The organism is Enterobacter sp. kpr-6, assembly GCF_900116015.1.
Lineage (GTDB): Bacteria > Pseudomonadota > Gammaproteobacteria > Enterobacterales > Enterobacteriaceae > Enterobacter_D.
Genome location: NZ_FOYH01000006.1, coordinates 98,154 through 123,074, shown reverse-complemented (window position 1 = coordinate 123,074; position 24,921 = coordinate 98,154). Strand labels below are relative to the sequence as shown.

Genomic DNA, 24,921 nt, shown 5'->3' with positions numbered 1-24,921 from the left:
CCTCTCCTTTGGGAGAGGCTGCTTATCTTACTTCTGACATTCCCGGCAATAAAACGTCGCGCGTTGCGCATGTTTAGCTGCCACAATCGGCGCACCGCACACTCTGCACGGCTCACCTTTGCGACCATACACCTGCAACTCCTGAGCAAAATAGCCCGGCTTGCCGTCGCTTTGCAGGAAGTCTTTCAGCGTCGTACCGCCCTGCTCAATTGAGCGCATCAGTACCGCTTTGATCACCCGCACCAGCAGTTCGCACTCGTCTGCCGAAAGCGACGAGGCCAGCCGATCGGGATGGATCCCGGCGGCGAACAGCGATTCGCTGGCGTAAATGTTACCGACGCCGACCACCAGCTTGTTGTCCATCAGCCAGGGCTTGATCGCCGTTTTCTTCTTCGCGCACCGCGCACGCAGATATTCCGCGTTAAAGTCGTCGCTGAGCGGCTCCGGTCCCAGATGCGCCAGCACATTGTGGCCTTCAAGCTCTTTGGTCCACAGCCACGCGCCAAAGCGGCGCGGATCGGTGTAGCGCAGCACTTTGCCGTTGCTCATCACCAGATCGACGTGGTCGTGCTTCTGGGCGGGCATTTCATGCGGCAGTATGCGCAGGCTGCCCGACATGCCGAGGTGGATGATGATCCAGCCATCCGGCAGCTCAAGCAGCAGGTATTTTGCACGGCGCTGGACGCTGAGTACGGGTTTGTCGGCCAGCGCGTGGATCTCGTCGGAAACAGGCCAGCGCAGGCGTCCGTTACGCACCACGGCATGAAGGATTTTCTCACCCACCAGGTGCGGCTCAATGCCACGACGACTGGTTTCGACCTCTGGTAATTCAGGCATGTTTCCTCCGTTGACGGTTTCTGAATGCAAAAAACCCCGCAGTTGCGGGGTTTTTCAGCAGAAATCTAAAATTATTTAATTTTAGCTTCTTTGTACAGCACGTGCTGACGGACAACTGGATCGAACTTTTTCAGTTCCAGTTTTTCCGGCTTAGTACGCTTGTTCTTCGTGGTGGTATAGAAGTGACCAGTACCAGCAGAAGAAACCAGCTTGATTTTCTCACGAATACCTTTAGCCATGATTTATTTCCTCTAAGTACTTAGTACTTTTCGCCACGGGCACGCAGTTCAGACAGAACTGTATCGATGCCTTTCTTATCGATTACACGCATACCTTTAGCAGATACGCGCAGGGTGACAAAACGCTTCTCGCTCTCAACCCAGAAACGGTGAGAGTGCAGGTTCGGCAGGAAACGGCGTTTAGTCGCGTTCAGTGCGTGGGAACGGTTGTTACCGGTCACCGGACGCTTGCCAGTAACTTGGCAGACTCGGGACATGTCTATTCTCCAAAAATCAAATTAGCTCGAGCTTCGTATGGGGTATCGGCGCCTCGTCAGGCTTTACAGCCCGGTCATCGCGTAGTTCTAAGCGAACTCTCGATTGCCAGGCCCAAATGCCAAACCCGAGATTCTCAAAGGTGGCGTAGTATACGCTGTGTGAGCGATGTGCTCAAGTCCCGAACAGACAAAGATCCCGATGGATCGCGTAAAGTGGTCTAAATCCACCCACGTTCGGCAAAAGAAACATACTCGCCACGTCCAATCACAAGGTGGTCAAGCACCCGGATATCCATGAACTGGCAGCACTTTATCACACGTTCGGTGATCTGTTTATCCGCTTTACTCGGCTCAGAACTTCCTGAAGGATGATTATGCGCAAGGATCACCGCTCCGGCGTTAATTTTGATGGCTTCACGAACAATTTCACGCGGATGCACTTCAACATGGCCTAACGTGCCTGAAAACAGCCGGCTGTGTTTAAGTACCCGGTTCTGATTATCGAGATAGATCACCATAAAGATCTCGCGCTCCTCCTCCGTGAGCTGGCTTTGTAAAAATTCCCGCGTTATTTCCGGGCTGAGCAGTGCGTTTTGCCCCAGAACACGGGACTTATGATAACGGCGTGCCAGTTCAGCAATGCCGTTTAACTGCGAAAATTTTGCCACTCCCACACCGCCCACTTTGTTCAGGGCATCAAAATCCGCCGTCATCAGGCCATGCAGTCCAAATTGACGCAGCAACTCGTCTGCCAGCGTCAGCACGCTTTTCCCCCGCGTGCCGGTGCGTAAAAAGAGCGCCAGCAGTTCCACATCGCTGAGCGCTTTAATGCCAAAACGCTTCATTTTTTCGCGCGGCATCAGTGATTCCGTATTTTCCATCGCCGTCCCTCCCAGTCGATGCACATGCTGCCACAGCTTATTTCGCCGCTCGACCACGGGTTTTCACTCTTGCGTAGCGCCTCGCAAAGTGAAGAGTGCACAACAGCACGACGGATTCAGGATTGTGATAAAATGCCCGCCTTCTGGTGAACCAACAGGAAAGAATCATGCTGAGTCTGGCCGGTAAAAAAATCGTTCTTGGCGTCAGCGGCGGCATCGCGGCGTATAAAACGCCAGAACTGGTGCGCCGCCTGCGCGATCGCGGGGCTGACGTCCGTGTGGCGATGACCGAGGCCGCTAAAGCCTTTATTACGCCCATGAGTCTGCAAGCCGTTTCCGGGTACCCGGTTTCTGACAGCCTGCTTGATCCCGCGGCCGAAGCCGCCATGGGGCATATTGAGCTGGGTAAGTGGGCCGATCTGGTGATTCTGGCACCGGCCACCGCTGATTTAATCGCCCGCGTCGCCGCCGGAATGGCGAACGATTTGGTGTCCACTATTTGCCTTGCCACGCCGTCGCCCGTTGCTGTCGTCCCCGCCATGAATCAGCAGATGTATCGCGCCGCCGCCACGCAGCATAATCTTGAGGTGCTGGCCTCGCGCGGCCTGCTGTTATGGGGCCCGGACAGCGGCAGCCAGGCCTGCGGCGATATTGGCCCCGGTCGCATGCTCGATCCGCTGGCGATTGTCGATTTAGCCGCCATGCATTTTTCACCTGTCAAAGACCTGCAACATCTTAATATCATGATTACCGCAGGCCCCACGCGCGAACCGCTGGACCCGGTGCGTTACATCACCAACCACAGTTCCGGAAAAATGGGCTTCGCCATCGCCGCTGCCGCCGCCCGTCGTGGCGCAAAGGTCACACTGGTGAGTGGCCCGGTTTCGCTGCCAACCCCTGCGTCTGTCTCACGCATTGACGTGACAACCGCGCTGGAAATGGAAGCCGCCGTGCAGACAAATGTGCAAACGCAGCAGATTTTTATCGGCTGCGCCGCCGTTGCAGATTATCGTGCAGCCGCCATTGCCGATGAAAAGATTAAGAAGCAAGGCGATGAAATCACATTAAAAATGGTGAAGAACCCGGATATCGTGGCAGGCGTTGCGGCCCTCACCGATCGTCGCCCGTATGTTGTTGGGTTTGCCGCCGAAACAAATAATGTGGAAGAATACGCCCGACAAAAACGTACCCGCAAAAACCTTGATTTGATTTGTGCCAACGACGTTTCAACCTCCGACCGGGGTTTTAACAGCGACAGCAATGCGCTGCACCTGTTCTGGGACACGGGCGATAAAGCATTGCCGCTTGAGCGCAAGGAACTTCTGGGCCAACTATTACTGGACGAGATCGTTACCCGTTATGATGAAAAAAATCGACGTTAAGATTATGGATCCGCGTGTTGGCAAGCAATTCCCGCTGCCGACCTATGCCACCTCCGGCTCTGCCGGACTTGACCTGCGGGCCTGTCTGGATGACGCCGTTGAGCTGGCTCCGGGTGCAACCACGTTAGTACCGACCGGGCTTGCGATTCATATTGCCGACCCGTCACTGGCCGCGGTAATTTTACCGCGCTCGGGCCTTGGCCATAAACACGGCGTGGTGCTCGGCAATCTGGTGGGCCTGATTGATTCGGATTATCAGGGGCAACTGATGGTGTCCGTGTGGAACCGTGGGCAGGATCACTTCACCATTGAACCTGGCGAGCGCATCGCACAAATGGTGTTTGTACCGGTTGTGCAGGCAGAATTTAACCTGGTGGAAGATTTTGATGCCACCGAACGTGGTGAAGGCGGCTTCGGCCATTCAGGCCGCCAGTAATCGACCCGTTTTTAAACGCATTCCGCAGCGCAATAACGCAATAACATCACCGCAAACTCAGGTTTGCGGTCGCTGTGTGGATGCCCGCCTGACAAGTGCTTATTTTCAGGGGTATTTTAAAACATGGCAGAAAAACAAACTGCGAAAAGGAATCGTCGCGAAGAAATACTTCAATCTCTGGCATTGATGCTTGAATCCAGCGATGGCAGTCAGCGCATCACGACGGCAAAACTGGCAGCCTCGGTGGGCGTATCAGAAGCGGCGCTTTATCGTCATTTCCCCAGTAAAACGCGGATGTTCGATAGTCTGATTGAGTTTATCGAAGACAGTCTGACCACGCGTATCAACCTGATTTTAAAAGACGAAAAAGACACCACCGCGCGTTTGCGTCTTATTGTGCTGTTGGTAATTGGCTTCGGCGAGCGCAACCCTGGCCTGACCCGTATCCTCACCGGTCATGCCCTGATGTTTGAACAGGATCGTTTGCAGGGCCGTATTAACCAGCTCTTTGATCGGATTGAATCGCAATTACGCCAGGTATTACGCGAGCGCAAAATGCGGGAAGGTGAAGGCTATACCGTGGACGAAGCGCTGCTGGCAAGCCAGTTGCTTTCATTCTGTGAAGGTTTGCTGTCGCGGTTTGTGCGTAGCGAGTTTAAATACCGCCCTACAGACGACTTTGACGCCCGCTGGCCGCTGATGGCAGCGCAGTTGCAGTAATGTTCAGGCCCGGTAACGCACCGGGCCTTTTCATTTACACGCCGTACGCTTCGCGGTAGGCCTGCACTGACGCGAGGTGATCCGCCATTTCCGGCTTCTCTTCCAGATAAGCAATCAAATCTTTCAGGGTGATGATAGAAATCACCTGACAGCCGTAGTCACGCTCGACTTCCTGAATGGCGGAGATATCACCGCGTCCGCGCTCCTGGCGGTCAAGAGAGATCAGTACGCCGGCCAGAGTCGCGCCATTCGCCTGGATAATTTCCATCGACTCGCGGATTGCTGTCCCGGCGGTGATCACATCATCGACCAGCATGATGCGGCCTTCCAGCGCGCTTCCAACCAGGCTGCCACCTTCGCCATGATCTTTGGCTTCTTTACGGTTAAAGCAGTAAGGGACATCGCGTTCGTGATGTTCCGCCAGCGCGACGGCGGTGGTGGTCGCAATCGGAATGCCTTTATAAGCCGGGCCAAATAACAGGTCGAAATCAATGCCAGAATCCACCAGCGCTTCGGCATAAAAACGGCCTAACAGCGCTAAATCGCGCCCGGTATTAAACAGCCCGGCGTTGAAGAAATAGGGGCTCTTGCGCCCGGATTTCAGCGTGAACTCGCCGAACTTCAGTACCTGCTTGTTAAGCGCAAATTCAATAAACTGGCGCTGATACGGTTTCATGGATTCGCTCCTCATATTACTTTTTAAACGACAAAAAAAAGGCGACTATCAAAGTCGCCTTAAAATCAATTTTCTAACGCCGCTTTTTGCGTCGCGACGATCGACTCAATGCCCCCTCGGGCTAACGCCAGCAACGAGAGCAACTCGTCGTGGGTGAACGGCTCGCCTTCGGCGGTGCCCTGCACTTCAATCATGCGACCGTCTTCGGTCATCACAACGTTCATGTCGGTTTCCGCTGCGGAATCTTCAACGTATTCCAGATCGCACAACGCTTCGCCGTTCACGATGCCAACGGAAACCGCCGCCACCATCCCTTTCATCGGGTTAGTTTTCAGTTTACCTGCTGCAACCAGCTTGTTCAGCGCATCGGCCAGCGCTACACAGGCACCGGTAATCGATGCGGTACGGGTGCCGCCATCGGCCTGGATCACATCGCAATCCAGAGTGATGGTGAACTCACCCAGCGCTTTTAAATCCACAGCCGCGCGCAGAGAGCGGGCAATCAGACGCTGGATTTCCAGTGTGCGGCCGCCCTGCTTGCCTTTAGCCGCTTCGCGGGCGTTACGGGTATGGGTTGCACGCGGCAACATGCCATATTCTGCGGTAATCCACCCCTGACCCTGGCCTTTCAGGAAGCGCGGTACGCCTTCATCAATGGAGGCGGTGCATAAAACTTTGGTATCACCGAACTCGACCAGCACGGAGCCTTCAGCGTGTTTAGTATAATTTCTTGTCAGGGTGACGGGGCGCACCTGATTAGCGCTACGGCCTGCTGGACGCATGATGATTTCTCCGGCTTCAACGAATGTGGCTGCGCATTATACGGATTTCCTGACCTTATTCCTATCCTGAGAAGCCATGCGTGGCTATAATCGCTGCATCTCTTCTTCCAAAACAGGAACGTATATGATCCGCAGTATGACAGCCTACGCCCGCCGTGAAATCAAGGGTGAATGGGGCAGCGCAGTCTGGGAACTGCGCTCGGTAAACCAGCGTTATTTAGAAACCTGGTTCCGCCTGCCGGAGCAGTTCCGTAGCCTTGAACCCGTCGTACGTGAGCGGATCCGTGCACGTCTGACGCGTGGCAAAATCGAATGTAACCTGCGTTATGAGCCTGATGTCAGTGCGCAGGGCGAACTGATCCTCAACGAGAAACTGGCTAAGCAACTGGTCACCGCCGCGAACTGGGTCAAAATGCAAAGCGACGAAGGCGAAATCAACCCGGTTGATATTCTGCGCTGGCCGGGCGTCATGGCCGCTCAGGAGCAGGATCTGGACGCTATCAGCGCTGAGATCCTTACCGCTCTCGACGGTGCACTGGATGACTTTATCATCGCCCGTGAAACCGAAGGTCAGGCGCTGAAAGCCCTGATCGAACAGCGTCTTGAAGGCGTCAGCACCGAAGTCGCGAAAGTGCGTGTGCAAATGCCGGAAGTGCAGAAATGGCAGCGCGAGCGTCTGGTCGCCAAACTGGAAGATGCTCAGGTACAGCTGGAAAATAACCGCCTTGAGCAAGAGCTGGTGCTGATGGCACAGCGCATTGACGTGGCTGAAGAACTCGACCGCCTCGAAGCGCATGTTAAAGAAACCTACAACATTCTGAAGAAGAAAGAAGCCGTTGGCCGCCGTCTGGACTTTATGATGCAGGAGTTCAACCGCGAGTCGAATACGCTGGCGTCTAAATCTATCAATGCGGACGTGACCAACTCTGCCATCGAGCTGAAAGTGCTGATTGAGCAGATGCGTGAGCAGATCCAGAATATCGAGTAATCATTGGTGTAATTCCAGGACCTCTAAAATGCCCTTTTCAGGGCATTTTTTCTAACCCGTTTTCTGACTAATAAACTGCGTCTGACGCCGGGATTACCAGCTTTCCACTACACTCACCGCCCGCATTAATCGGGGTGAACGAAACCCGCAATACCCTGACTCGCCAGCCACAGGGTGACAGCCTGAATCCGGGGATGATGAATAAACGTCACCAGATTTTTGGCCTTTTGCCCGCCAATGCCGGGAAGCTGTTGCCACTGTTGTTCATTACGCGCGAGTAGCTGTTGCCAGTGATGATCGCCCGTGGCTTTAAGTGCGCTTTGCGGTAGCGGTGTCCCCAGCGCGATGACCCAGCGAATAAAGGGCCGGTCACGGGCAAGATTAAACTGATGCCAGAGCTTCATTCCGTTATGAGCAGAAATGCCCGGCGTGTTTTGTAATTGCTGCGGCGTGAGCGCCAGCCATGAAAAAAGATGTTCAAAGCGATGCGCCTGGTGCAGCGTGCGCCAGAAGGCATCACCGACGCCATCCATATCTAAGGCATCCGGTGAACTGACCCATACCAGCCGCGCAAGAAACTGCTCGCTGCATTCCGGTGCAGCATAGAAACAGGTCAGGGCGTTGAAATGAGACGGCGGCGGCGTCGGTTTCTTGCGCGTAAGGTTTCGCCAGGCAACGCCGTCAATGCGCGGTATCCCCTGCCCGGCCAGGCTGATTTGCACCTGATCGCCAGGGGCGATGTCCAGTTCATTCCAGCGGCGGACAGAACCAATGTTAACCCGCTGCACACGTTTATCATCCAGTTGCACGGGCTCCAGTTGCGCGACCACCGCAATTTTGCCGCTGCGCCCGATAGTGAACTGAATGTTTTTGACTTCCGTAACCTGCTCTGCTGGCGGATATTTCCACGCCACCACGCCGTCATTTTGCCCCGGCAGCCACCGGTGACCTTCCGGTTCTTGGCCCGTTCTGATGACCACGCCATCCGTGACAAAGGGCAGAGACGAGGTAAACCAGCGCGACCGAATCGCCTCCACATCGTCCGCATCGTCAACCGGCAGGCTGTAACGTGAGGCTAATGTAAATCCGGCGTCGTTGAGCAGCTGCAGGCGCTTTTTCATCTCCGCTGGACCATCAGGCCAGGCCCAGACAAACAGCGCTATTTCATTAAGGAGAGGCGATTGCGCTCGCTGCATCAACGCGCCCGCGACTTTCGCCCGCGCATTCATACCGCCCATCTTCTGTTGAATGTGTTTACCACGCAGTAAAAACAGTTCGCCTTGCAGGACGCTGTTTTGCAGCGCCCCATCAACATGGGCGGGCACGGACGGGATTTGCCGCACTTTTGCTGTCCAGTCTTCGCCCGCCAGCCCGTTGCCCCGGCTGATCGCCTGCACCAGTTCACCATTGCGATAAATCAGCGTGACGGCCACGCCATCAACTTTTGGTTGCACCCACAGGTCGCGCTTTTTCGTCATCCACTGGGCTAACGCCTTTTTATCTTCCAGCTTGCGGACGCCAGTATGCGCAACCGGATGAGGAACGGTGCCACTGATGGGTGGCGTGGCAATATCGGCAGACGTCGGGTGACCGAAACAGTGTTCCCAGTGTGTAAGCCGCGCGCTTAGCTGATCGTACACACCATCGCTGACCTGGCTTTTACCCTCCTGCCAGTAAGCGTCATTCCACCGGGCAATCTGCTGCTTAAGCCGGGCGATCTCCTGCTCTGCGCGGGCGGGCGGCCAGACCGGGCATGTTGCATAGGCGCATCCATTGCAGAATAAAAAGCACAACAACCATCCTGTGAGTTTGAACATCTTTATGCCTCCTTTGCATAATTCGCCCCGGTATAACCCGGCGGCAGATTTATCACTAAGGGGCAAAAATCGTTTTTTCGGCACGGATTCCAGGGTTTTTAGGCTGTTGCTGCAAACGTCCGGCAAATCAGGGAAACGCTACGCAAAATGTAATAATCTCGTGCAAAAGTGTGACAAAGGCTACGTCACCAGGCGGCGACGTGTATAATAGGCACGTATGTAAGCATTCCCATTCGTTCATCACATACAAAAGATACTCATGGCTCAAGGCACGCTCTATATTGTTTCCGCGCCCAGTGGTGCAGGTAAATCAAGCCTCATTCAGGCTTTATTAAAAACCCAACCGTTGTACGACACCCAGGTTTCTGTTTCACACACCACGCGCGCACCGCGTCCGGGTGAAGTGCACGGTGAACACTATTTCTTTGTGAATCATGACGAATTTAGAACCATGATTGGCAACGACGCGTTTCTTGAGCATGCGGAAGTCTTTGGTAATTATTACGGCACCTCCCGTGACGCTATTGAGCAAGTCCTGGCGACGGGCGTTGATATTTTCCTTGATATCGACTGGCAGGGCGCACAGCAAATTCGCCAAAAAATGCCGCAGGCACGCAGCATTTTTATCCTGCCACCGTCAAAGGTTGAGCTGGATCGCCGCTTACGCGGTCGCGGTCAGGATAGCGAAGAAGTGATTACCAAACGTATGGCCCAGGCAGTTGCAGAAATGAGCCATTACGCCGAATATGATTATCTGATCGTGAATGATGATTTTGATACCGCCATCAGCGATATGAAGACCATTATTCGCGCTGAACGTCTGCGCATGGGCCGCCAAAAGCAGCGACATGACGCTTTAATCAGCAAACTATTGGCAGACTGAACGTACTTTCAGTATCATGCCCAGTCATTTCTTCATCTGTGGAGCACTTTAAGTATGGCACGCGTAACTGTTCAGGACGCTGTAGAGAAAATTGGTAACCGTTTTGACCTGGTACTGGTCGCCGCGCGTCGCGCTCGTCAGATGCAGGTTGGTGGTAAGGATCCGCTGGTAGCGGAAGAAAACGATAAAACTACCGTTATCGCACTGCGCGAAATCGAAGAAGGTCTGATCAACAACCAGATCCTCGACGTGCGTGAGCGCCAGGAGCAGCAAGAGCAGGAAGCCGCTGAGTTACAGGCCGTCACCGCTATTGCTGAAGGTCGTCGTTAATAACACTGCGGGTCGCCCTTGTATCTGTTTGAAAGCCTGAATCAACTGATTCAAACCTATCTGCCGGAAGACCAGATTAAGCGTCTCCAGCAGGCGTATCTCGTTGCACGTGACGCTCACGAGGGCCAGACACGTTCAAGCGGTGAACCCTACATCACGCACCCGGTGGCAGTAGCCTGTATTCTGGCCGAGATGAAACTCGACTACGAAACACTCATGGCCGCCCTGCTGCATGACGTGATTGAAGATACCCCCGCCACCTACCAGGATATGGAACAGCTATTTGGCAAAAGCGTTGCCGAGCTGGTGGAAGGGGTGTCAAAACTTGATAAGCTCAAGTTTCGCGATAAGAAAGAGGCGCAGGCCGAAAACTTTCGCAAGATGATTATGGCGATGGTGCAGGATATCCGCGTCATTCTCATCAAACTCGCTGACCGCACCCACAACATGCGCACGCTGGGCTCTCTTCGCCCGGATAAACGTCGCCGCATCGCCCGTGAAACCCTCGAAATCTACAGCCCGCTGGCGCACCGTTTAGGTATCCATCACATCAAAACCGAGCTTGAAGAGCTGGGCTTTGAAGCGCTGCACCCTAACCGCTATCGCGTGATTAAAGAGGTGGTGAAAGCCGCACGTGGCAACCGTAAAGAGATGATCCAAAAAATCCTCTCTGAAATCGAAGGGCGTTTGCAGGAAGCGGGAATTCCGTGCCGCGTAAGCGGACGCGAGAAACATCTCTACTCTATTTATTGCAAAATGGTGCTCAAAGAGCAGCGTTTTCACTCGATCATGGATATCTACGCCTTCCGCGTGATCGTTCATGACCTCGACACCTGCTATCGCGTGCTTGGCCAGATGCACAGCCTCTACAAGCCGCGCCCGGGTCGCGTTAAAGACTATATCGCCATTCCAAAAGCGAACGGCTATCAATCTTTGCATACCTCCATGATTGGTCCGCACGGCGTGCCGGTTGAGGTGCAGATCCGCACCGAAGACATGGATATGATGGCGGAAATGGGTGTTGCGGCACACTGGGCGTATAAAGAGCACGGTGAGAGCAGCACGACCGCGCAAATCCGCGCCCAGCGCTGGATGCAGAGCCTGCTGGAACTGCAACAAAGCGCCGGTAGCTCCTTTGAATTTATCGAGAGCGTTAAATCTGATCTTTTCCCGGATGAGATTTATGTTTTCACCCCGGAAGGACGCATTGTCGAACTGCCCGCTGGCGCGACGCCGGTGGACTTCGCTTATGCGGTGCATACCGATATCGGTCATGCCTGCGTCGGCGCGCGCGTCGACCGGCAGCCGTATCCATTGTCGCAGTCGCTTTCCAGCGGCCAGACGGTGGAAATTATTACCGCACCGGGCGCGCGTCCGAATGCGGCCTGGCTGAACTTTGTCGTCAGCTCCAAAGCCCGCGCCAAAATTCGCCAGATGCTGAAAAACCTTAAGCGCGACGACTCCGTCAGCCTGGGTCGCCGTCTGCTGAACCATGCGTTAGGTGGCAGCCGTAAACTGGCTGAGATCCCACCGGAGCACATCCAGCGCGAACTCGACCGCATGAAGCTCGCCTCGCTCGACGATCTGCTGGCCGAAATCGGCCTTGGCAACGCCATGAGTGTGGTTGTTGCGAAGAATCTTCAACAAGGTGAAGCGGGCCCGCATGTTCCGGCGCAGTCCACCAGTCACGGTCATCTGCCCATTAAAGGCGCGGACGGGGTGCTGATTACCTTCGCCAAATGCTGCCGTCCAATTCCGGGCGATCCCATCATCGCCCACGTCAGCCCCGGTAAAGGGCTGGTTATCCACCATGAGTCCTGCCGTAATATTCGTGGCTACCAGAAAGAGCCAGAGAAGTTTATGGCGGTCGAGTGGGACAAAGACACCGCGCAGGAATTTATCACCGAAATCAAGGTGGATATGTTCAACCATCAGGGCGCGCTGGCGAATCTGACGGCGGCGATCAATACGGCCTCTTCCAATATTCAGAGCCTCAATACGGAAGAAAAAGATGGCCGCGTTTACAGCGCCTTTATCCGTCTGACCGCGCAGGATCGTGTGCATCTGGCTAATATCGTGCGCAAAATTCGCGTACTGCCAGACGTGATTAAAGTCACCCGTAACCGAAACTAGCCCTATGAATTCACAGCGTTATGCACGTATCTGTGAAATGCTCGCCAGACGTCAGCCCGATCTGACGGTCTGCATGGAGCAGGTTCATAAGCCCCATAACGTCTCGGCGATTATCCGCACCGCAGATGCCGTAGGCGTGCATGAAGTGCATGCCGTCTGGCCGGGGGGACGCATGCGCACCATGCTCTCTTCGGCGGCGGGCAGCAACAGTTGGGTACAGGTCAAAACCCATCCTGCTATCGGCGATGCCGTCTCGCACCTCAAAAGCCAGGGCATGCAGATCCTGGCGACCCATCTTTCTGATAAAGCAGTGGATTTCCGCGAGATCGACTACACCCGCCCAACCTGTATTTTAATGGGTCAGGAAAAAACCGGGATCACCCAGGAAGCGTTAGACCTTGCCGACAGCGACATTATCATTCCGATGATCGGCATGGTGCAGTCGCTTAACGTCTCCGTCGCTTCAGCGCTCATTTTGTATGAAGCGCAGCGCCAGCGGCAAAACGCAGGCATGTACCAGCGTGAAAACAGCATGTTGCCGCACGAAGAACAACAGCGCTTACTGTTTGAAGGCGGTTACCCGGTGCTCGCTAACGTAGCGAAGCGCAAAGGGCTGCCTTATCCCCACGTGAACACGCAGGGCGAAATTGAAGCCGATGCCGCGTGGTGGGCCACTATGCAGGCGACGGATTAACCTATGCGTGGCCGCCTGCTGGATGCCGTCCCGCTAAGTTCGCTTACCGGCGTGGGTGCAAGTCAGAGCGGCAAGCTCGCGAAAATCGGCCTGCATAACGTGCAAGATTTGCTCCTGCATCTGCCTCTGCGCTACGAAGACCGCACCCAGCTTTACCCTATTGGCGACCTGCTGCCGGGCATTTATGTCACGGTGGAGGGCGAGGTGCTCAACAGCAATATCACCTTCGGTGGCCGCCGGATGATGACCTGCCAGATTAGCGACGGCAGCGGCATCCTCACCATGCGTTTTTTCAACTTCAATGCGGCAATGAAAAACAGCCTCGCGCCGGGTAAACGCGTGCTGGCTTACGGTGAAGCGAAACGCGGCAAATACGGCGCGGAGATGATCCACCCGGAGTACCGCGTTCAGGGCGATCTCAGCACACCCGCGCTTGCCGAAACCCTGACGCCCGTTTATCCCACCACTGAAGGCATTAAACAGGCCACGTTGCGCAAGCTAACCGATCAGGCGCTTGAACTGCTGGATACCTGCGCCATTGCCGAACTGCTTCCCGCTGAATTAGCTCAGGGGATGATGAGCCTGCCGGAAGCCCTGCGCACGCTGCATCGCCCGCCGCCGACGCTTCAGCTTGCTGATTTAGAAAGCGGTCAGCATCCCGCACAGCGCCGCTTGATCCTTGAAGAGTTGCTGGCACACAACCTCAGTATGCTGGCGTTACGTGCCGGGGCGCAGCGCTTCCACGCGCAGCCGCTTACCGCCCGCGATGATTTAAAAAATCAGCTTCTGAACGCGCTGCCGTTTAAGCCCACCGGCGCACAGGCGCGGGTGGTGGCGGAAATTGAGCGCGACATGGCGCTGGATATTCCGATGATGCGTCTGGTGCAGGGTGACGTCGGCTCCGGTAAAACGCTGGTATCGGCGCTTGCCGCGCTGCGTGCCATCGCCAATGGCAAACAGGTGGCGATGATGGCCCCGACCGAACTGCTCGCTGAACAGCACGCCAGCAATTTCCGCAACTGGTTTGCGCCGCTCGGTATCGAAGTGGGCTGGCTGGCGGGCAAGCAAAAGGGCAAAGCGCGCCTTGCGCAACAGGAAGCTATCGCCAGCGGCCAGGTACAGATGATTGTCGGCACCCACGCGATTTTCCAGGAACAGGTGCAGTTTAACGGCCTGGCGCTGGTGATTATTGATGAACAGCACCGCTTTGGCGTGCATCAGCGTCTGGCACTGTGGGAGAAAGGCCTGCAACAGGGTTTCCATCCCCATCAGTTGATCATGACGGCAACGCCCATTCCGCGCACCCTCGCGATGACGGCTTATGCCGATCTGGACACTTCCGTCATCGACGAAATGCCGCCGGGACGCACGCCGGTGACCACAGTAGCCATTGCTGATACGCGTCGCGGCGAGATTATCGACCGCGTGCGCAACGCCTGTATGCAGGAAGGGCGGCAGGCTTACTGGGTCTGCACGCTGATTGAAGAGTCCGATTTACTGGAAGCTCAGGCTGCCGAAGCCACCTGGGAGGAGTTAAAGCTGGCGCTGCCTGAACTGAACGTCGGCCTGGTGCACGGTCGTATGAAACCCGCTGAAAAGCAGGCAGTTATGCAGGCATTCAAACAGGGTGAACTGCATTTGCTGATCGCCACCACGGTCATTGAGGTCGGCGTGGATGTGCCTAACGCCAGTCTGATGATTATCGAAAACCCCGAACGACTGGGCCTTGCGCAACTCCACCAGCTCAGGGGCCGCGTCGGGCGTGGCGCTGTCGCCTCCCACTGCGTGCTGTTATACAAATCGCCGCTGTCAAAAACCGCGCAAAAGCGTTTGCAGGTCCTGCGCGACAGCAATGACGGTTTTGTGATTGCGCAGAAAGATCTCGAAATTCGCGGTCCCGGCGAACTGCTTGGCACCCGCCAGACGGGGAATGCCGAATTCAAAGTCGCAGATTTGCTGCGCGATCAGGCGATGATCCCCGACGTTCAGCGCCTCGCCCGGCATATTCACGAACGCTACCCGGAACAGGCCGCCGCCCTGATTGAGCGCTGGATGCCGGAAACCGAGCGTTATTCCAACGCCTGACCCTGTCCCGCTTTAACGGGCCAGTTCCTCCAGTAAATCCTCGATCTGTATGGCAATGATCTCCCTGCTGTTACGGGCATCCTGCGCGACACGCCTTGCCAGCGCCTCTTCAGAACAGTCGTGCAGCATGGAAACTGCCGCCTCGATTCCTGTTAGTAGCGAATCAACCGTTAATACAGACTGTAAAAAGGCCAGATTTTCTGCAAGCCAGGGAAAGTCATAAAAGAGCGTCACTGTAAAAAACGTCCGATCTCCGGGAGAGACGGGAACGTCGCCGGGAGGATACACCAGGAACGCGGCGTAAATGATCAGGCAAACAGCCTTACCCGGCGTATCAAGCTGCCACCATTCCCGCCAGATATCAGCAATAACCGGGGCGACGCCTCCCGTTTCATTTAACAGAAGCAGCCAGGAAATACCCGGCTGCTCCCCTCGTTCCCGCTCCATACGCGCGATTATCGTATCGACAATAAAGCGCTTCACGTGCTGCCGCTGCCGGGAATTCATCATTTCCTGCCACAAAAAGGGGCGTCGCAGCGCGTGTAAAAAGAACTCCATCGTGCAACCGTGCCCTTTTTTTATGACTTCCTCATGCCAGGTCGCGAGACATAAAGGGAACAGATAGCGGAAAAGTTCAGGCTGCATCGGTTCGTTATAGGACAGGTTATGCAGGTATAAACGGCGTAATTGCGCTCCGGTAATCAATTGCCAGTCGGTGGCCGCCAGCGCACAAAGTTTTGCATCATCGTAATCAAATTCATGCTCCCAGACGTTTTTAACGGGCTGTGCGTTACCAAATATTTTCCGGCAACGCTCATGCACGGGTAAAACCTTTGTCTTATCTTTCCCTGACATACAACCTCCCTGTTTTCCCTCTGAATATACCGGCTATTACGCGCGCTCATCTGTAACTGCATCAAATTCCTGAAGTCGATTTGAGATACGGAACGGCTCTGTAAATTTTATCATTGCAAACGTTTGCTTTTACCAAACAGTCCGATAAAATGCCCGCTTTTCCACCATGGGATTGCCTGAGATGTCCGTTAACACCCTCGAGTCAGAAAATGCGCAACCGGTTGCGCCGCTGCATAACAGCGAACTGATCTACCGTCTGGAAGATCGTCCGCCGCTGGCGCAAACCCTTTTTGCCGCCTGTCAGCACCTGCTGGCGATGTTTGTTGCGGTCATCACGCCAGCGCTGCTGATTTGCCAGGCGCTCGGTTTACCGGCACAGGACACGCAGCACATCATCAGCATGTCGCTGTTCGCCTCAGGCGTTGCCTCGATTATTCAGATTAAAGCGTGGGGACCTGTCGGCTCGGGTCTGTTATCGATTCAGGGCACCAGCTTTAACTTTGTTGCCCCGCTGATCATGGGTGGTACGGCATTAAAAACCGGCGGTGCTGACGTACCGACGATGATGGCCGCGCTGTTTGGCACCCTGATGCTGGCAAGCTGCACGGAAATGGTGATCTCCCGCGTTCTGCACCTCGCGCGCCGGGTGATCACCCCGCTGGTTTCCGGCGTGGTGGTGATGATTATCGGCCTGTCACTGATTCAGGTAGGGTTAACGTCTATCGGCGGCGGCTATGCAGCGATGGCCGATCACACGTTTGGCGCACCGAAAAATCTGCTGCTGGCCGGTGTCGTGCTGGCGGTGATTATCGTTCTGAACCGTCAGCGTAATCCGTATCTGCGTGTGGCGTCGCTGGTGATCGCCATGGCGGTAGGCTACGCCCTCGCCTGGTGGATGGGGATGCTGCCGCAGAACACCGCGCCGACCAGCAACGATCTGATTATGGTTCCAACCCCGCTCTATTACGGCCTGGGCATTGACTGGAATCTGCTTCTGCCGCTGATGCTGGTGTTTATGATCACCTCACTGGAAACTATCGGCGACATTACCGCGACATCTGACGTCTCTGAACAACCGGTTTCCGGCCCGCTGTACATGAAGCGTCTGAAAGGCGGCGTCCTGGCGAACGGCCTGAACTCCTTTGTTTCAGCGGTATTCAATACCTTCCCGAACTCCTGCTTTGGCCAGAACAACGGCGTGATCCAGTTGACCGGCGTGGCCAGCCGTTACGTGGGCTTTGTGGTGGCACTGATGCTGATCGTGCTCGGTCTGTTCCCGGCGGTGAGTGGCTTTGTACAGCACATTCCTGAGCCGGTACTGGGCGGCGCAACGCTGGTGATGTTCGGTACTATCGCCGCGTCCGGTGTGCGCATCGTTTCCCGCGAGCCGCTGAACCGCCGCGCGATTATGATCATCGCCCTGTCGCTGGCCGTTGGCCTGGGCGTGTCGCAGCAACCGCTGATCCTGCAATTTGCTCCGGACTGGCTGAAAAACCTGCTCTCATCAGGTATCGCCGCGGGCGGCATCACCGCCATCGTGCTGAACCTGGTTTTCCCGCCTGAGAAAAACTAAGTTCCCACCCGGCAGCGGAGCCTTTCCGCTGCCGCCGTAACACCGATTCACCATTCCTCCCTTGAGCATTGCGCACAATTCGTGCATAAACTCTTTGTATGTTCCCTGGGATGGAAGACCATGAAACTTATTGGAAAGCTGCTGCTATTTATCCTTATCGCCCTGTTGCTACTGATTCTGGCCTGTTATTTTCTGGTTCAGACGCGCTGGGGCGCGGCGCAGGTCGCCTGGTGGGTCACCAATAACACCGCCTACCAGTTGGCATTTGAGGCGGTCGATCACCGCTTCTCTTCCCCCTCCCATCTGCTACTGAAAAACGTCAATTTTGGCCGTAAAGGACAGCCCGCCACGCTGGATGCCAAATCGGTGGAAATTGGCCTGAGCAGCCGCCAGCTCACCGATCCGCTCCATGCCGACACGATTCTTTTGCAGGACGGTACGCTGAACTTATCGCCGAATACCGCCCCGCTTCCTTTCCAGGCCGATCGCCTGCTGCTGAAAAATATGGCGTTTAACAGCCCTGCCACCGGCTGGGATCTGAGCGCGCAGCGCGTTACCGGCGGCGTCAGCCCCTGGCAGCCGAAAGCCGGGAATGTGCTCGGCAGTCAGGCCCAGATTCAGGTGAGCGCAGGCTCGATGACGCTTAATGGCGTACCGGTCAGCAATGTGCTGATTCAGGGCAGTATCGACAACAATGAAGTGACATTAAGCACCATTGGGGCTGATATGGCGCGCGGTTCGCTGACCGGCACCGCCCGGCGCACGGGGAACGGCGGCTGGATCGTCGACAGCCTGCGGCTGAATGATATTCGCCTGCAAAGTGATAAATCCCTGAGCGATTTCTTCGCCCCGCTGACCACGCTGCCTTCGCTGCAAATCGGCAGGCTGGAAGTGACCGATGCACGCCTGCAGGGTCCGGACTGGGCGATAACCGACCTCGATCTGAGCGTACGCTCCCTGACGCTCAGTAAAGGAGACTGGCAAAGCGAGGACGGTAAATTGTCGATGAACGCCAGCGAGTTCATCTACGGCTCGCTGCATTTGTTCGATCCGATTCTCAACGCGGAGTTCTCACCGCAGGGCATTGCGCTGCGTCAGTTCACCTCACGCTGGGAGGGCGGCATGGTGCGCACCTCCGGCAACTGGTTGCGCGACGGGAAAGCGCTGGTACTGGATGACGCCGCGATTGCCGGGCTGGAATACACGCTGCCTGAGAACTGGAAACAACTGTGGATGGACAACCTCCCTGCCTGGCTGAACGCCGTGGTGGTGAATAAATTCAGCGCCAGCCGCAACCTGGTAATCGATATCGATCCCACCTTCCCCTGGCAGATCACCGCGCTGGATGGCTATGGCGCAAATCTGCAACTGGCGCGCGATGGCAAATGGGGTGTCTGGGGCGGTAGCGCGACGCTGAACGGCGCAGCGGCAACCTTCAATCGCGTTGATGTCCGTCGCCCGTCATTAAGCCTGGCCGCCAACAACAGCACGGTGAACATCAGCGAACTGAGCGCGTTTACCGGACAGGGACTCCTGGAAGCCACGGCGACGGTGTCGCAACTGGCCGACAGGCAGGTCAATCTGAGCCTGAACGGACGCGGCATCCCCCTGAACGTGCTGCAACAGTGGGGTTGGCCTGCGCTACCCGTATCGGGTGACGGAAATGTTCAGCTTACTGCCACCGGTAAAGTGCAGGCTGATCAACCGCTAAAACCGACGGTAAATGGAGAGTTGAAGGTGCTCAATACCCGGAAGCAGCGCGTCACCCAGACAATGCGTGGCGGGGAAGTGAGCACCGCTCAGGCAGACGCTCCTGCTTCCACCCCTTCTCCCTGATAAACAGCAACCGCCTTTCTATTAGTTTTACTCCCGGATCGCCCGGTCCGGGAGTATGACTCCCGCAAAACGAAACTGGTATTCATTCCTCGGCTATTTGTGCCTATTTCCCGCAACAGGTTTTCAACCTCTGATGGACTTGTTATAAGAATAATGTTGGAAGCACAAATAAATAATTAAAACAGCTCTTTTTATGAGGGATAGCCATGTCTATAACACGTCAACGTATTCTGGCGGATATGCAAAGATTCTCCAGAGCAATGATCGGGGCGGTATTATTTTTGCCAGTTATTGGCTTAATTCTGGCATTAAGTTCCGTTTTTACTAACCCTACCTTAATTTCTGAAACCAGTGCATTACATCAAATTGGTAAACTTCTCGGCGATACCTTCTGGCCTTTATTCGGCAATCTTGGTCTGCTCTTTTGCGTAGGCATTAGTTATGGGCTGGCGAAAGATAAAAAAACCGAAGTCGCGCTGGTCGCGGTGATGAGCTTTATTATGTTTCTGGGCGCAAATCATTCGTGGCTGGAATATACGAACGGTATTGCAGAAAAAGTTAATGGTGAATATTACGGTACCGGGCAAACGCAAATATTAGGTTTTGTGGTTGTCGATATGGGTATTTTTTTAGGGATTATCCTCGGCTGCACAATTGCATGGGTACACAATAAAGTCTCTGAAATAGAATTGCCTGGCGCACTCTCTCTGTACGGCGGAGCCAAACTGACGCTAATCGTGATAACACCAGTTATTCTCTGTTACGCCATCGCGTTTACATGGTTCTGGCCCATCATGACGCACGGCATCGCCGCTTTAACGGGCTTTATGAAAAACGCAGGGGTGGCGGGCGTCTTTGTCTACGGCTTCTTTGAAAAATTCCTGATCCCAACGGGCCTGCACCATTTTGTCTGGTCACCGTTTCAGTTAACCCAGATTGGCGGCACCCTGAGCGTGGACGGGCAGACGGTGTCGGGTACTCAGGCGATTTTCCTCGCCTATATGCGCCATCCCGATCTCACCCCGGTAATGAACGAGGCACTGCGTTTCTCTCAACAGGGAATGACCACTATTTTTGGTCTTTCCGGCGCAGCGCTGGCGTTCTACCACACCGCGAAACCTGAAAAGAAAATCATGGCGAAAGCCATTCTGCTGCCTGCCATTATTACTTCTATTCTGACAGGGATTACGGAACCGATTGAATTCACCTTCCTATTTATTTCACCGCTGCTGTGGCTGATTCACGCTGTTCTGACCGCTACATCACAGGCAATTTGCGATATTTTCTCCGTGCGCCCCTGGGGTGCGGCAGGACTGATTGAGTTCCTGATATATAACTTACCTCTGCCGGTTTCACTGACCCGCTGGCCGCTTTACGTCGTGATTGGGCTTGGGCAATTCGCCGCATACTACGCCATTTTCCGCTACCTGGTTATCCGAATGAATTTGAAAACGCCGGGGCGTGAGGATGAGGGCGAGGTTAAACTTTACAGCAAAGAAGATTACCGTAATAAAAAACAGGCGGTCACCGACGAAATTATTAAAGGACTGGGCGGCAAAGAAAATATTATTTCAGTTGATAACTGTTTTACCCGCTTACGTGTTGCACTGCATCACCCGGATAAAGTGGATGAGGCTTTATTAAAAAGCACCGGGGCCAATGGCGTGGTGCGTAATCAAAACGAAGTTCAGGTTATTTACGGCGTCAGGGTTGGGCAGATCCGCTCACGGGTAGATAACTGGCTGGCAAATAATTAAATCAGGAGTTGTTATGAAATTAACCGTATTAGGCGGGGGCGGCGTTCGTTCCGCATTCCTGGCAAAATCACTGGCCTATAATGCGCACCGTATTGGTTTACAGGAAGTGGTATTTCTCGACAGTTCAGAAGAGAACCTGAAGATTTTCGGCGAGATCGCCCGCTATGTGTTTAGCCAAATTCGACCCGATATTCATTTTAGTCTGACGACCGATCCTGTTTCCGCGTTAACAAACGCCAATTATGTCATTACCACCTTGCGCGTCGGCGGCGATGAAAGTCGCGTTCACGATGAACGTATTGCGCTGAACCATAATACGTTAGGCCAGGAAACCACCGGCGCGGGCGGTTTTGCCATGGCGATGCGTTCTATTCCTGCCATTCTCAACTATTGCCGTTTGATCGAAGAACATGCTGCCCCGGATGCCATCCTCTTCAACTTCACTAACCCCTCCGGGCTGGTTACCGAAGCGATCATTAAATCCGGATTTAAGCGCCGGGTTTACGGTATCTGCGATGCGCCTTCCGAGTTGATTCGTGAGCTACCGGCAATTCTCAATTGCGATGAGTCCGATCTGAGCGTTGAATGCTATGGCCTGAATCACTTCTCCTGGTTTACGCATTTCACTGTGAAAGGGGAAGATGTCACCGACCGGCTGATTAATAACCCCGATCTCTACAGCAAAACAGCGATGCAGTATTTCTCGCCGGAACTGGTTAAGCTCTGCGATAAGCAGTTACTGAACGAATATCTCTATTACTACTACTACCGGGAAGTGGCGCTCAAAGCGATCCAGGATGCACCGGAAACACGCGGTGAGATGATCGCGCGGATTAATCATGAGATGCGCGACGAGCTACGCAGCATTAATGTGAAAGAGAACCCGAAAGCAGCTTTTGATATCTGGATGAAGCACTATCTGCGCCGGGAAAATAGCTATATGCAGAATGAGTCGCAGCAGGAAAAATTCAACACGCGCACCCCGCTCACGCTACAGCAATTTATTGAAGAGCCGGATTCGGGCGGCTACGCGGGCGTTGCACTGGATATCCTCGAAGCGGTGAACAGCACCACCACCAAACGCATTGTCGTCTCGCTGCAAAACAATGGCACACTGGATTTTCTGCGCCCGGATGATGTCATTGAAATCAGCTGCGATCTGAGCAAAGAGGGGCTTAAGCCCGTCACGCCTGTTCATGTGCCGGATGCACAGAAAAACATGCTTTCATCGGTCAAAGAGTATGAGCGACTGGCCGTTGCCGCCATCCTGCAAAAAGATAAGTCACTGGCGGTCCGGGCGTTGATGGCGCATCCGCTGATTGGCTCCTGGTCACTGGCGGATAAGCTGGTTAATGAGTATCTGAGCGCCGCCCATATTAACGACTGGAAATAAACCTCTTACGGGGCATCAGCCGATGCCCCGTAATATTCACGCCCGTTTTAAAGAGTAATGGTGAGCTCATTCCCCTGCGGCGCGATCACCACGCCCCATTCGCTGCCCGTCTGTGAACCGCCCTGCACCTCTTTGACCTGAGACACATTACGCAGGCACAGCGTCCAGTTTTCGGCACTGCCGCTTCCTTTCACGGTAATGGCGTTGCCGTTGCGCGTCGCTTGCAGCGTAAACGCAACCGACCCGTCTACGGCGGGAATCTCACAGCGCGCTTCGCGGCCTTCTTCCAGGCTGAACAACTGGAATGCCGTGCCTTCGTGCCAGGCATAATCCGGCTTCCGATCGTTATTTCCGAGTGCCAGCAAGGTGTTGTCACGTACATAGACCGGCAAACTCAGGAAGTCATGCTGTTGCTTATGCCAGCGGCTGCCGGTGAGCTCGTCGTTGCGCCACAGGTGCGTCCAGCGTCCTTCCGGGAGATAAAACTGCACGTCGCCTGCCTCTGAAAACACCGGCGCGACCAGCACGGCATCACCGAGCATGTACTGGCGGTCGAGGTAATCACACGCCGGATCGTCCGGGAATTCGAGCATCATGGCGCGCATCATCGGTGTGCCCAGTTCGCGGGCCAGCGCTGCCTGACGATACAGGTACGGCATCATGCGGCATTTAAGCTGTGTGAAGTGGCGCACCACATCGCAGGATTCATCGTCATAGGCCCACGGCACCCGGTAGGATTTGCTACCGTGCAGACGGCTGTGGCTGGAGAGCAGCCCGAAGGCGCACCAGCGTTTGTAGACATGCGCCGGGGCGGTATTTTCAAATCCGCCGATGTCATGGCTCCAGAAGCCAAAACCCGACAGGCCAATCGACAGCCCACCGCGCAGGCTTTCCGCCATGGATTCGTAATTGGCATAGCAGTCGCCACCCCAGTGCACCGGGAATTTCTGCGCGCCCACCGAGGCTGAACGGGCAAACAGCACGGCCTCTTCTTCACCGACGGTCTCTTTAAGCACGTTCCACACCATTTCGTTGTAGATGTAGGCGTAGTGATTGTGCATTTTCTGCGGATCGGAACCGTCAAACCACTGCACGTCGGTCGGGATGCGTTCACCAAAATCGGTTTTGAAGCAGTCAACGCCGATCGCCACCAGTTCTTTGAGTTTGTCTGCATACCACTGGCAGGCGGCCGGATTGGTGAAGTCGTAAATCGCCAGTCCAGGCTGCCATTTATCCCACTGCCAGAGCGATCCGTCCGGGCGTTTAAGCAAATAGCCTTTCTCTTTCAGCTCCTGAAAGACCGGGGATTTCTGCCCGATGTAAGGGTTGATCCAGACGCAGATTTTCAGGCCTTTCGCTTTCAGGCGTTTAATCATGCCTTCCGGGTCCGGGAAGGTCAGCGGGTCCCACTGGAAGTCGCACCACTGGAAAGCCTTCATCCAGAAGCAGTCAAAATGGAAGACGTGCAGCGGCAAACTGCGCTCGGCCATGCCGTCGATAAAGCTGTTAACGGTGGCTTCGTCGTAATTGGTGGTAAACGAGGTGGTGAGCCACAAGCCAAAAGACCATGCAGGCGGCAGCGCCGGGCGGCCGGTGAACTGCGTATAGCGGTTGAGCACCTCTTTGGGTGTCGGGCCATCGATAACAAAATATTCCAGATGTTCCGATTCCACGCTGAACTGCACTTTGGAGACTTTCTCAGAGCCGATTTCAAACGACACGCACTCCGGGTGATTCACCAGCACGCCATACCCGCGATTGGTCAGGTAGAACGGGATGTTTTTATACGACTGCTCGGTGCTGGTGCCGCCATCGCGGTTCCAGGTCTCAACGGTCTGGCCGTTGCGCACCAGCGCGGTAAAGCGCTCGCCGAGGCCGTAAACCGTTTCACCCACGCCCAGATCCAGCCGCTCGAACAGGTAGTTGCGATTGCTGTTGGTATCCTGCACGTAGCCATTATTTTTTACCTGGCTGCCGGTGATCCGCTCACCGTTGCGCAGAAAATCAAGCGACCAGTTCTCCCCTTTGGTGACGCGCACGCTGAGGCTGCCGGAGGTCAACGAGGCGAATTCACGGGTGTTCTGCATCTCCACTTTAACGTCGTGCACCACATTCAGCGGGTAGTGCGGGCCATTGTTGAGCGCGCCCTGAAAGTGCTCGATGCGCACGCCCACGATGCCTTCCTGCGGTGAGAAAAAGCGCAGGGTAAACAGCGGCGTATCCAGTTGCCACGTGCGCTCGCGCACATCACGCGGCGCGGCGTAGACCACCATCTCGTTACCCTGCTGCTCCACGTCAAACACCTGAATCGGGTGAATCAGGTTCAGACCCGGTTGAATTAGCCAGTTTCCATCACTGATTTTCATC

Annotated in this window: 22 protein-coding genes; 13 read left to right on the top strand and 9 right to left on the bottom strand. The window is 55.0% G+C overall.

Annotation, left to right across the window (positions count from 1 at the left end):
• Window positions 1–27 precede the first annotated feature (27 nt).
• The 4 genes from mutM to radC form a co-directional block, all read right to left on the bottom strand.
• Window positions 28–837 (bottom strand): bifunctional DNA-formamidopyrimidine glycosylase/DNA-(apurinic or apyrimidinic site) lyase, encoded by an 810-nt coding sequence (mutM, locus tag BM373_RS15165; protein WP_090462947.1) that lies wholly within the window; start codon window positions 835–837, stop codon window positions 28–30.
• A gap of 71 nt (window positions 838–908) precedes the next feature.
• A complete protein-coding gene (gene rpmG / locus BM373_RS15160; protein ID WP_003024094.1) occupies window positions 909–1,076 on the bottom strand; it encodes a 50S ribosomal protein L33 in 168 nt (55 codons plus the stop codon).
• A gap of 20 nt (window positions 1,077–1,096) precedes the next feature.
• Window positions 1,097–1,333 carry a 50S ribosomal protein L28 gene (rpmB, locus tag BM373_RS15155; protein ID WP_002436699.1) on the bottom strand — a complete coding sequence of 79 codons (237 nt, stop codon included), beginning with the start codon at window positions 1,331–1,333 and terminating at the stop codon, window positions 1,097–1,099.
• A 218-nt stretch (window positions 1,334–1,551) separates the two neighbouring features.
• Window positions 1,552–2,214 (bottom strand): RadC family protein, encoded by a 663-nt coding sequence (radC, locus tag BM373_RS15150; RefSeq protein ID WP_090462944.1) that lies wholly within the window; start codon window positions 2,212–2,214, stop codon window positions 1,552–1,554.
• Window positions 2,215–2,384: 170 nt separating this feature from the next.
• On the opposite strand from radC, the gene coaBC reads away from it, so the two are divergent.
• The 3 genes from coaBC (at window position 2,385) to slmA (ending at window position 4,752) form a co-directional block, all read left to right on the top strand.
• Window positions 2,385–3,596 (top strand): bifunctional phosphopantothenoylcysteine decarboxylase/phosphopantothenate--cysteine ligase CoaBC, encoded by a 1,212-nt coding sequence (gene coaBC / locus BM373_RS15145; protein WP_090463254.1) that lies wholly within the window; start codon window positions 2,385–2,387, stop codon window positions 3,594–3,596.
• The gene (dut, locus tag BM373_RS15140) at window positions 3,574–4,032 is read left to right on the top strand and encodes a dUTP diphosphatase (protein ID WP_143102671.1); all 459 of its coding nucleotides are present in this window, start codon (window positions 3,574–3,576) and stop codon (window positions 4,030–4,032) included. Before coaBC ends, dut begins: the two co-directional genes overlap by 23 nt.
• 123 nt (window positions 4,033–4,155) lie before the next feature.
• On the top strand, window positions 4,156–4,752 hold the full coding sequence (slmA, locus tag BM373_RS15135) for a nucleoid occlusion factor SlmA (protein WP_090462938.1): 597 nt from the start codon (window positions 4,156–4,158) through the stop codon (window positions 4,750–4,752).
• Window positions 4,753–4,786: 34 nt separating this feature from the next.
• On the opposite strand, the gene pyrE is transcribed toward slmA, so the two are convergent.
• Entirely contained in the window at window positions 4,787–5,428 is a 642-nt protein-coding gene (gene pyrE, locus BM373_RS15130) for an orotate phosphoribosyltransferase (RefSeq protein ID WP_090462935.1), read from the bottom strand.
• 65 nt (window positions 5,429–5,493) lie between these two features.
• On the bottom strand, window positions 5,494–6,210 hold the full coding sequence (gene rph / locus BM373_RS15125) for a ribonuclease PH (RefSeq protein WP_090462932.1): 717 nt from the start codon (window positions 6,208–6,210) through the stop codon (window positions 5,494–5,496).
• Between the two features lie 124 nt (window positions 6,211–6,334).
• Here rph and BM373_RS15120 point away from each other — a divergent pair, with 124 nt between their 5' ends.
• Window positions 6,335–7,198 carry a YicC/YloC family endoribonuclease gene (locus BM373_RS15120; RefSeq protein WP_090462929.1) on the top strand — a complete coding sequence of 288 codons (864 nt, stop codon included), beginning with the start codon at window positions 6,335–6,337 and terminating at the stop codon, window positions 7,196–7,198.
• A gap of 125 nt (window positions 7,199–7,323) precedes the next feature.
• Here BM373_RS15120 and ligB read toward each other — a convergent pair whose 3' ends face one another.
• Entirely contained in the window at window positions 7,324–9,015 is a 1,692-nt protein-coding gene (ligB, locus tag BM373_RS15115; protein ID WP_090462926.1) for an NAD-dependent DNA ligase LigB, read from the bottom strand.
• Window positions 9,016–9,274: 259 nt separating this feature from the next.
• On the opposite strand from ligB, the gene gmk reads away from it, so the two are divergent.
• Genes gmk through recG form a run of 5 tightly spaced genes read left to right on the top strand, consistent with a single transcriptional unit; the run spans window position 9,275 to window position 15,140 of the window.
• On the top strand, window positions 9,275–9,898 hold the full coding sequence (gene gmk / locus BM373_RS15110; protein ID WP_090462923.1) for a guanylate kinase: 624 nt from the start codon (window positions 9,275–9,277) through the stop codon (window positions 9,896–9,898).
• Window positions 9,899–9,952: 54 nt separating this feature from the next.
• On the top strand, window positions 9,953–10,228 hold the full coding sequence (gene rpoZ / locus BM373_RS15105) for a DNA-directed RNA polymerase subunit omega (protein ID WP_031523238.1): 276 nt from the start codon (window positions 9,953–9,955) through the stop codon (window positions 10,226–10,228).
• A gap of 18 nt (window positions 10,229–10,246) precedes the next feature.
• Window positions 10,247–12,361, top strand: coding sequence for a bifunctional GTP diphosphokinase/guanosine-3',5'-bis pyrophosphate 3'-pyrophosphohydrolase (gene spoT, locus BM373_RS15100; protein WP_090462920.1), 2,115 nt, complete (start codon window positions 10,247–10,249; stop codon window positions 12,359–12,361).
• A gap of 4 nt (window positions 12,362–12,365) precedes the next feature.
• The gene (gene trmH / locus BM373_RS15095) at window positions 12,366–13,055 is read left to right on the top strand and encodes a tRNA (guanosine(18)-2'-O)-methyltransferase TrmH (protein WP_090462918.1); all 690 of its coding nucleotides are present in this window, start codon (window positions 12,366–12,368) and stop codon (window positions 13,053–13,055) included.
• Between the two features lie 3 nt (window positions 13,056–13,058).
• On the top strand, window positions 13,059–15,140 hold the full coding sequence (gene recG, locus BM373_RS15090; protein WP_090462914.1) for an ATP-dependent DNA helicase RecG: 2,082 nt from the start codon (window positions 13,059–13,061) through the stop codon (window positions 15,138–15,140).
• Between the two features lie 12 nt (window positions 15,141–15,152).
• Here the strand turns inward: recG and BM373_RS15085 are convergent, their stop codons facing one another.
• Window positions 15,153–15,995 carry a hypothetical protein gene (locus BM373_RS15085; RefSeq protein ID WP_090462911.1) on the bottom strand — a complete coding sequence of 281 codons (843 nt, stop codon included), beginning with the start codon at window positions 15,993–15,995 and terminating at the stop codon, window positions 15,153–15,155.
• A 181-nt stretch (window positions 15,996–16,176) separates the two neighbouring features.
• On the opposite strand from BM373_RS15085, the gene xanP reads away from it, so the two are divergent.
• From xanP to BM373_RS15065, 4 genes are all read left to right on the top strand, one after another.
• On the top strand, window positions 16,177–17,568 hold the full coding sequence (gene xanP / locus BM373_RS15080) for a xanthine/proton symporter XanP (RefSeq protein ID WP_090462908.1): 1,392 nt from the start codon (window positions 16,177–16,179) through the stop codon (window positions 17,566–17,568).
• 120 nt (window positions 17,569–17,688) lie between these two features.
• A complete protein-coding gene (locus BM373_RS15075) occupies window positions 17,689–19,404 on the top strand; it encodes an AsmA family protein (RefSeq protein WP_090462905.1) in 1,716 nt (571 codons plus the stop codon).
• Window positions 19,405–19,610: 206 nt separating this feature from the next.
• Window positions 19,611–21,161 (top strand): PTS transporter subunit EIIC, encoded by a 1,551-nt coding sequence (locus tag BM373_RS15070; protein WP_090462902.1) that lies wholly within the window; start codon window positions 19,611–19,613, stop codon window positions 21,159–21,161.
• 13 nt (window positions 21,162–21,174) lie between these two features.
• A complete protein-coding gene (locus BM373_RS15065; protein ID WP_090462899.1) occupies window positions 21,175–22,554 on the top strand; it encodes a family 4 glycosyl hydrolase in 1,380 nt (459 codons plus the stop codon).
• Window positions 22,555–22,601: 47 nt separating this feature from the next.
• On the opposite strand, the gene yicI is transcribed toward BM373_RS15065, so the two are convergent.
• Complete coding sequence (yicI, locus tag BM373_RS15060) at window positions 22,602–24,920, bottom strand: alpha-xylosidase (protein WP_090462896.1); 2,319 nt, start codon at window positions 24,918–24,920, stop codon at window positions 22,602–22,604.
• Window position 24,921: the final 1 nt, after the last annotated feature.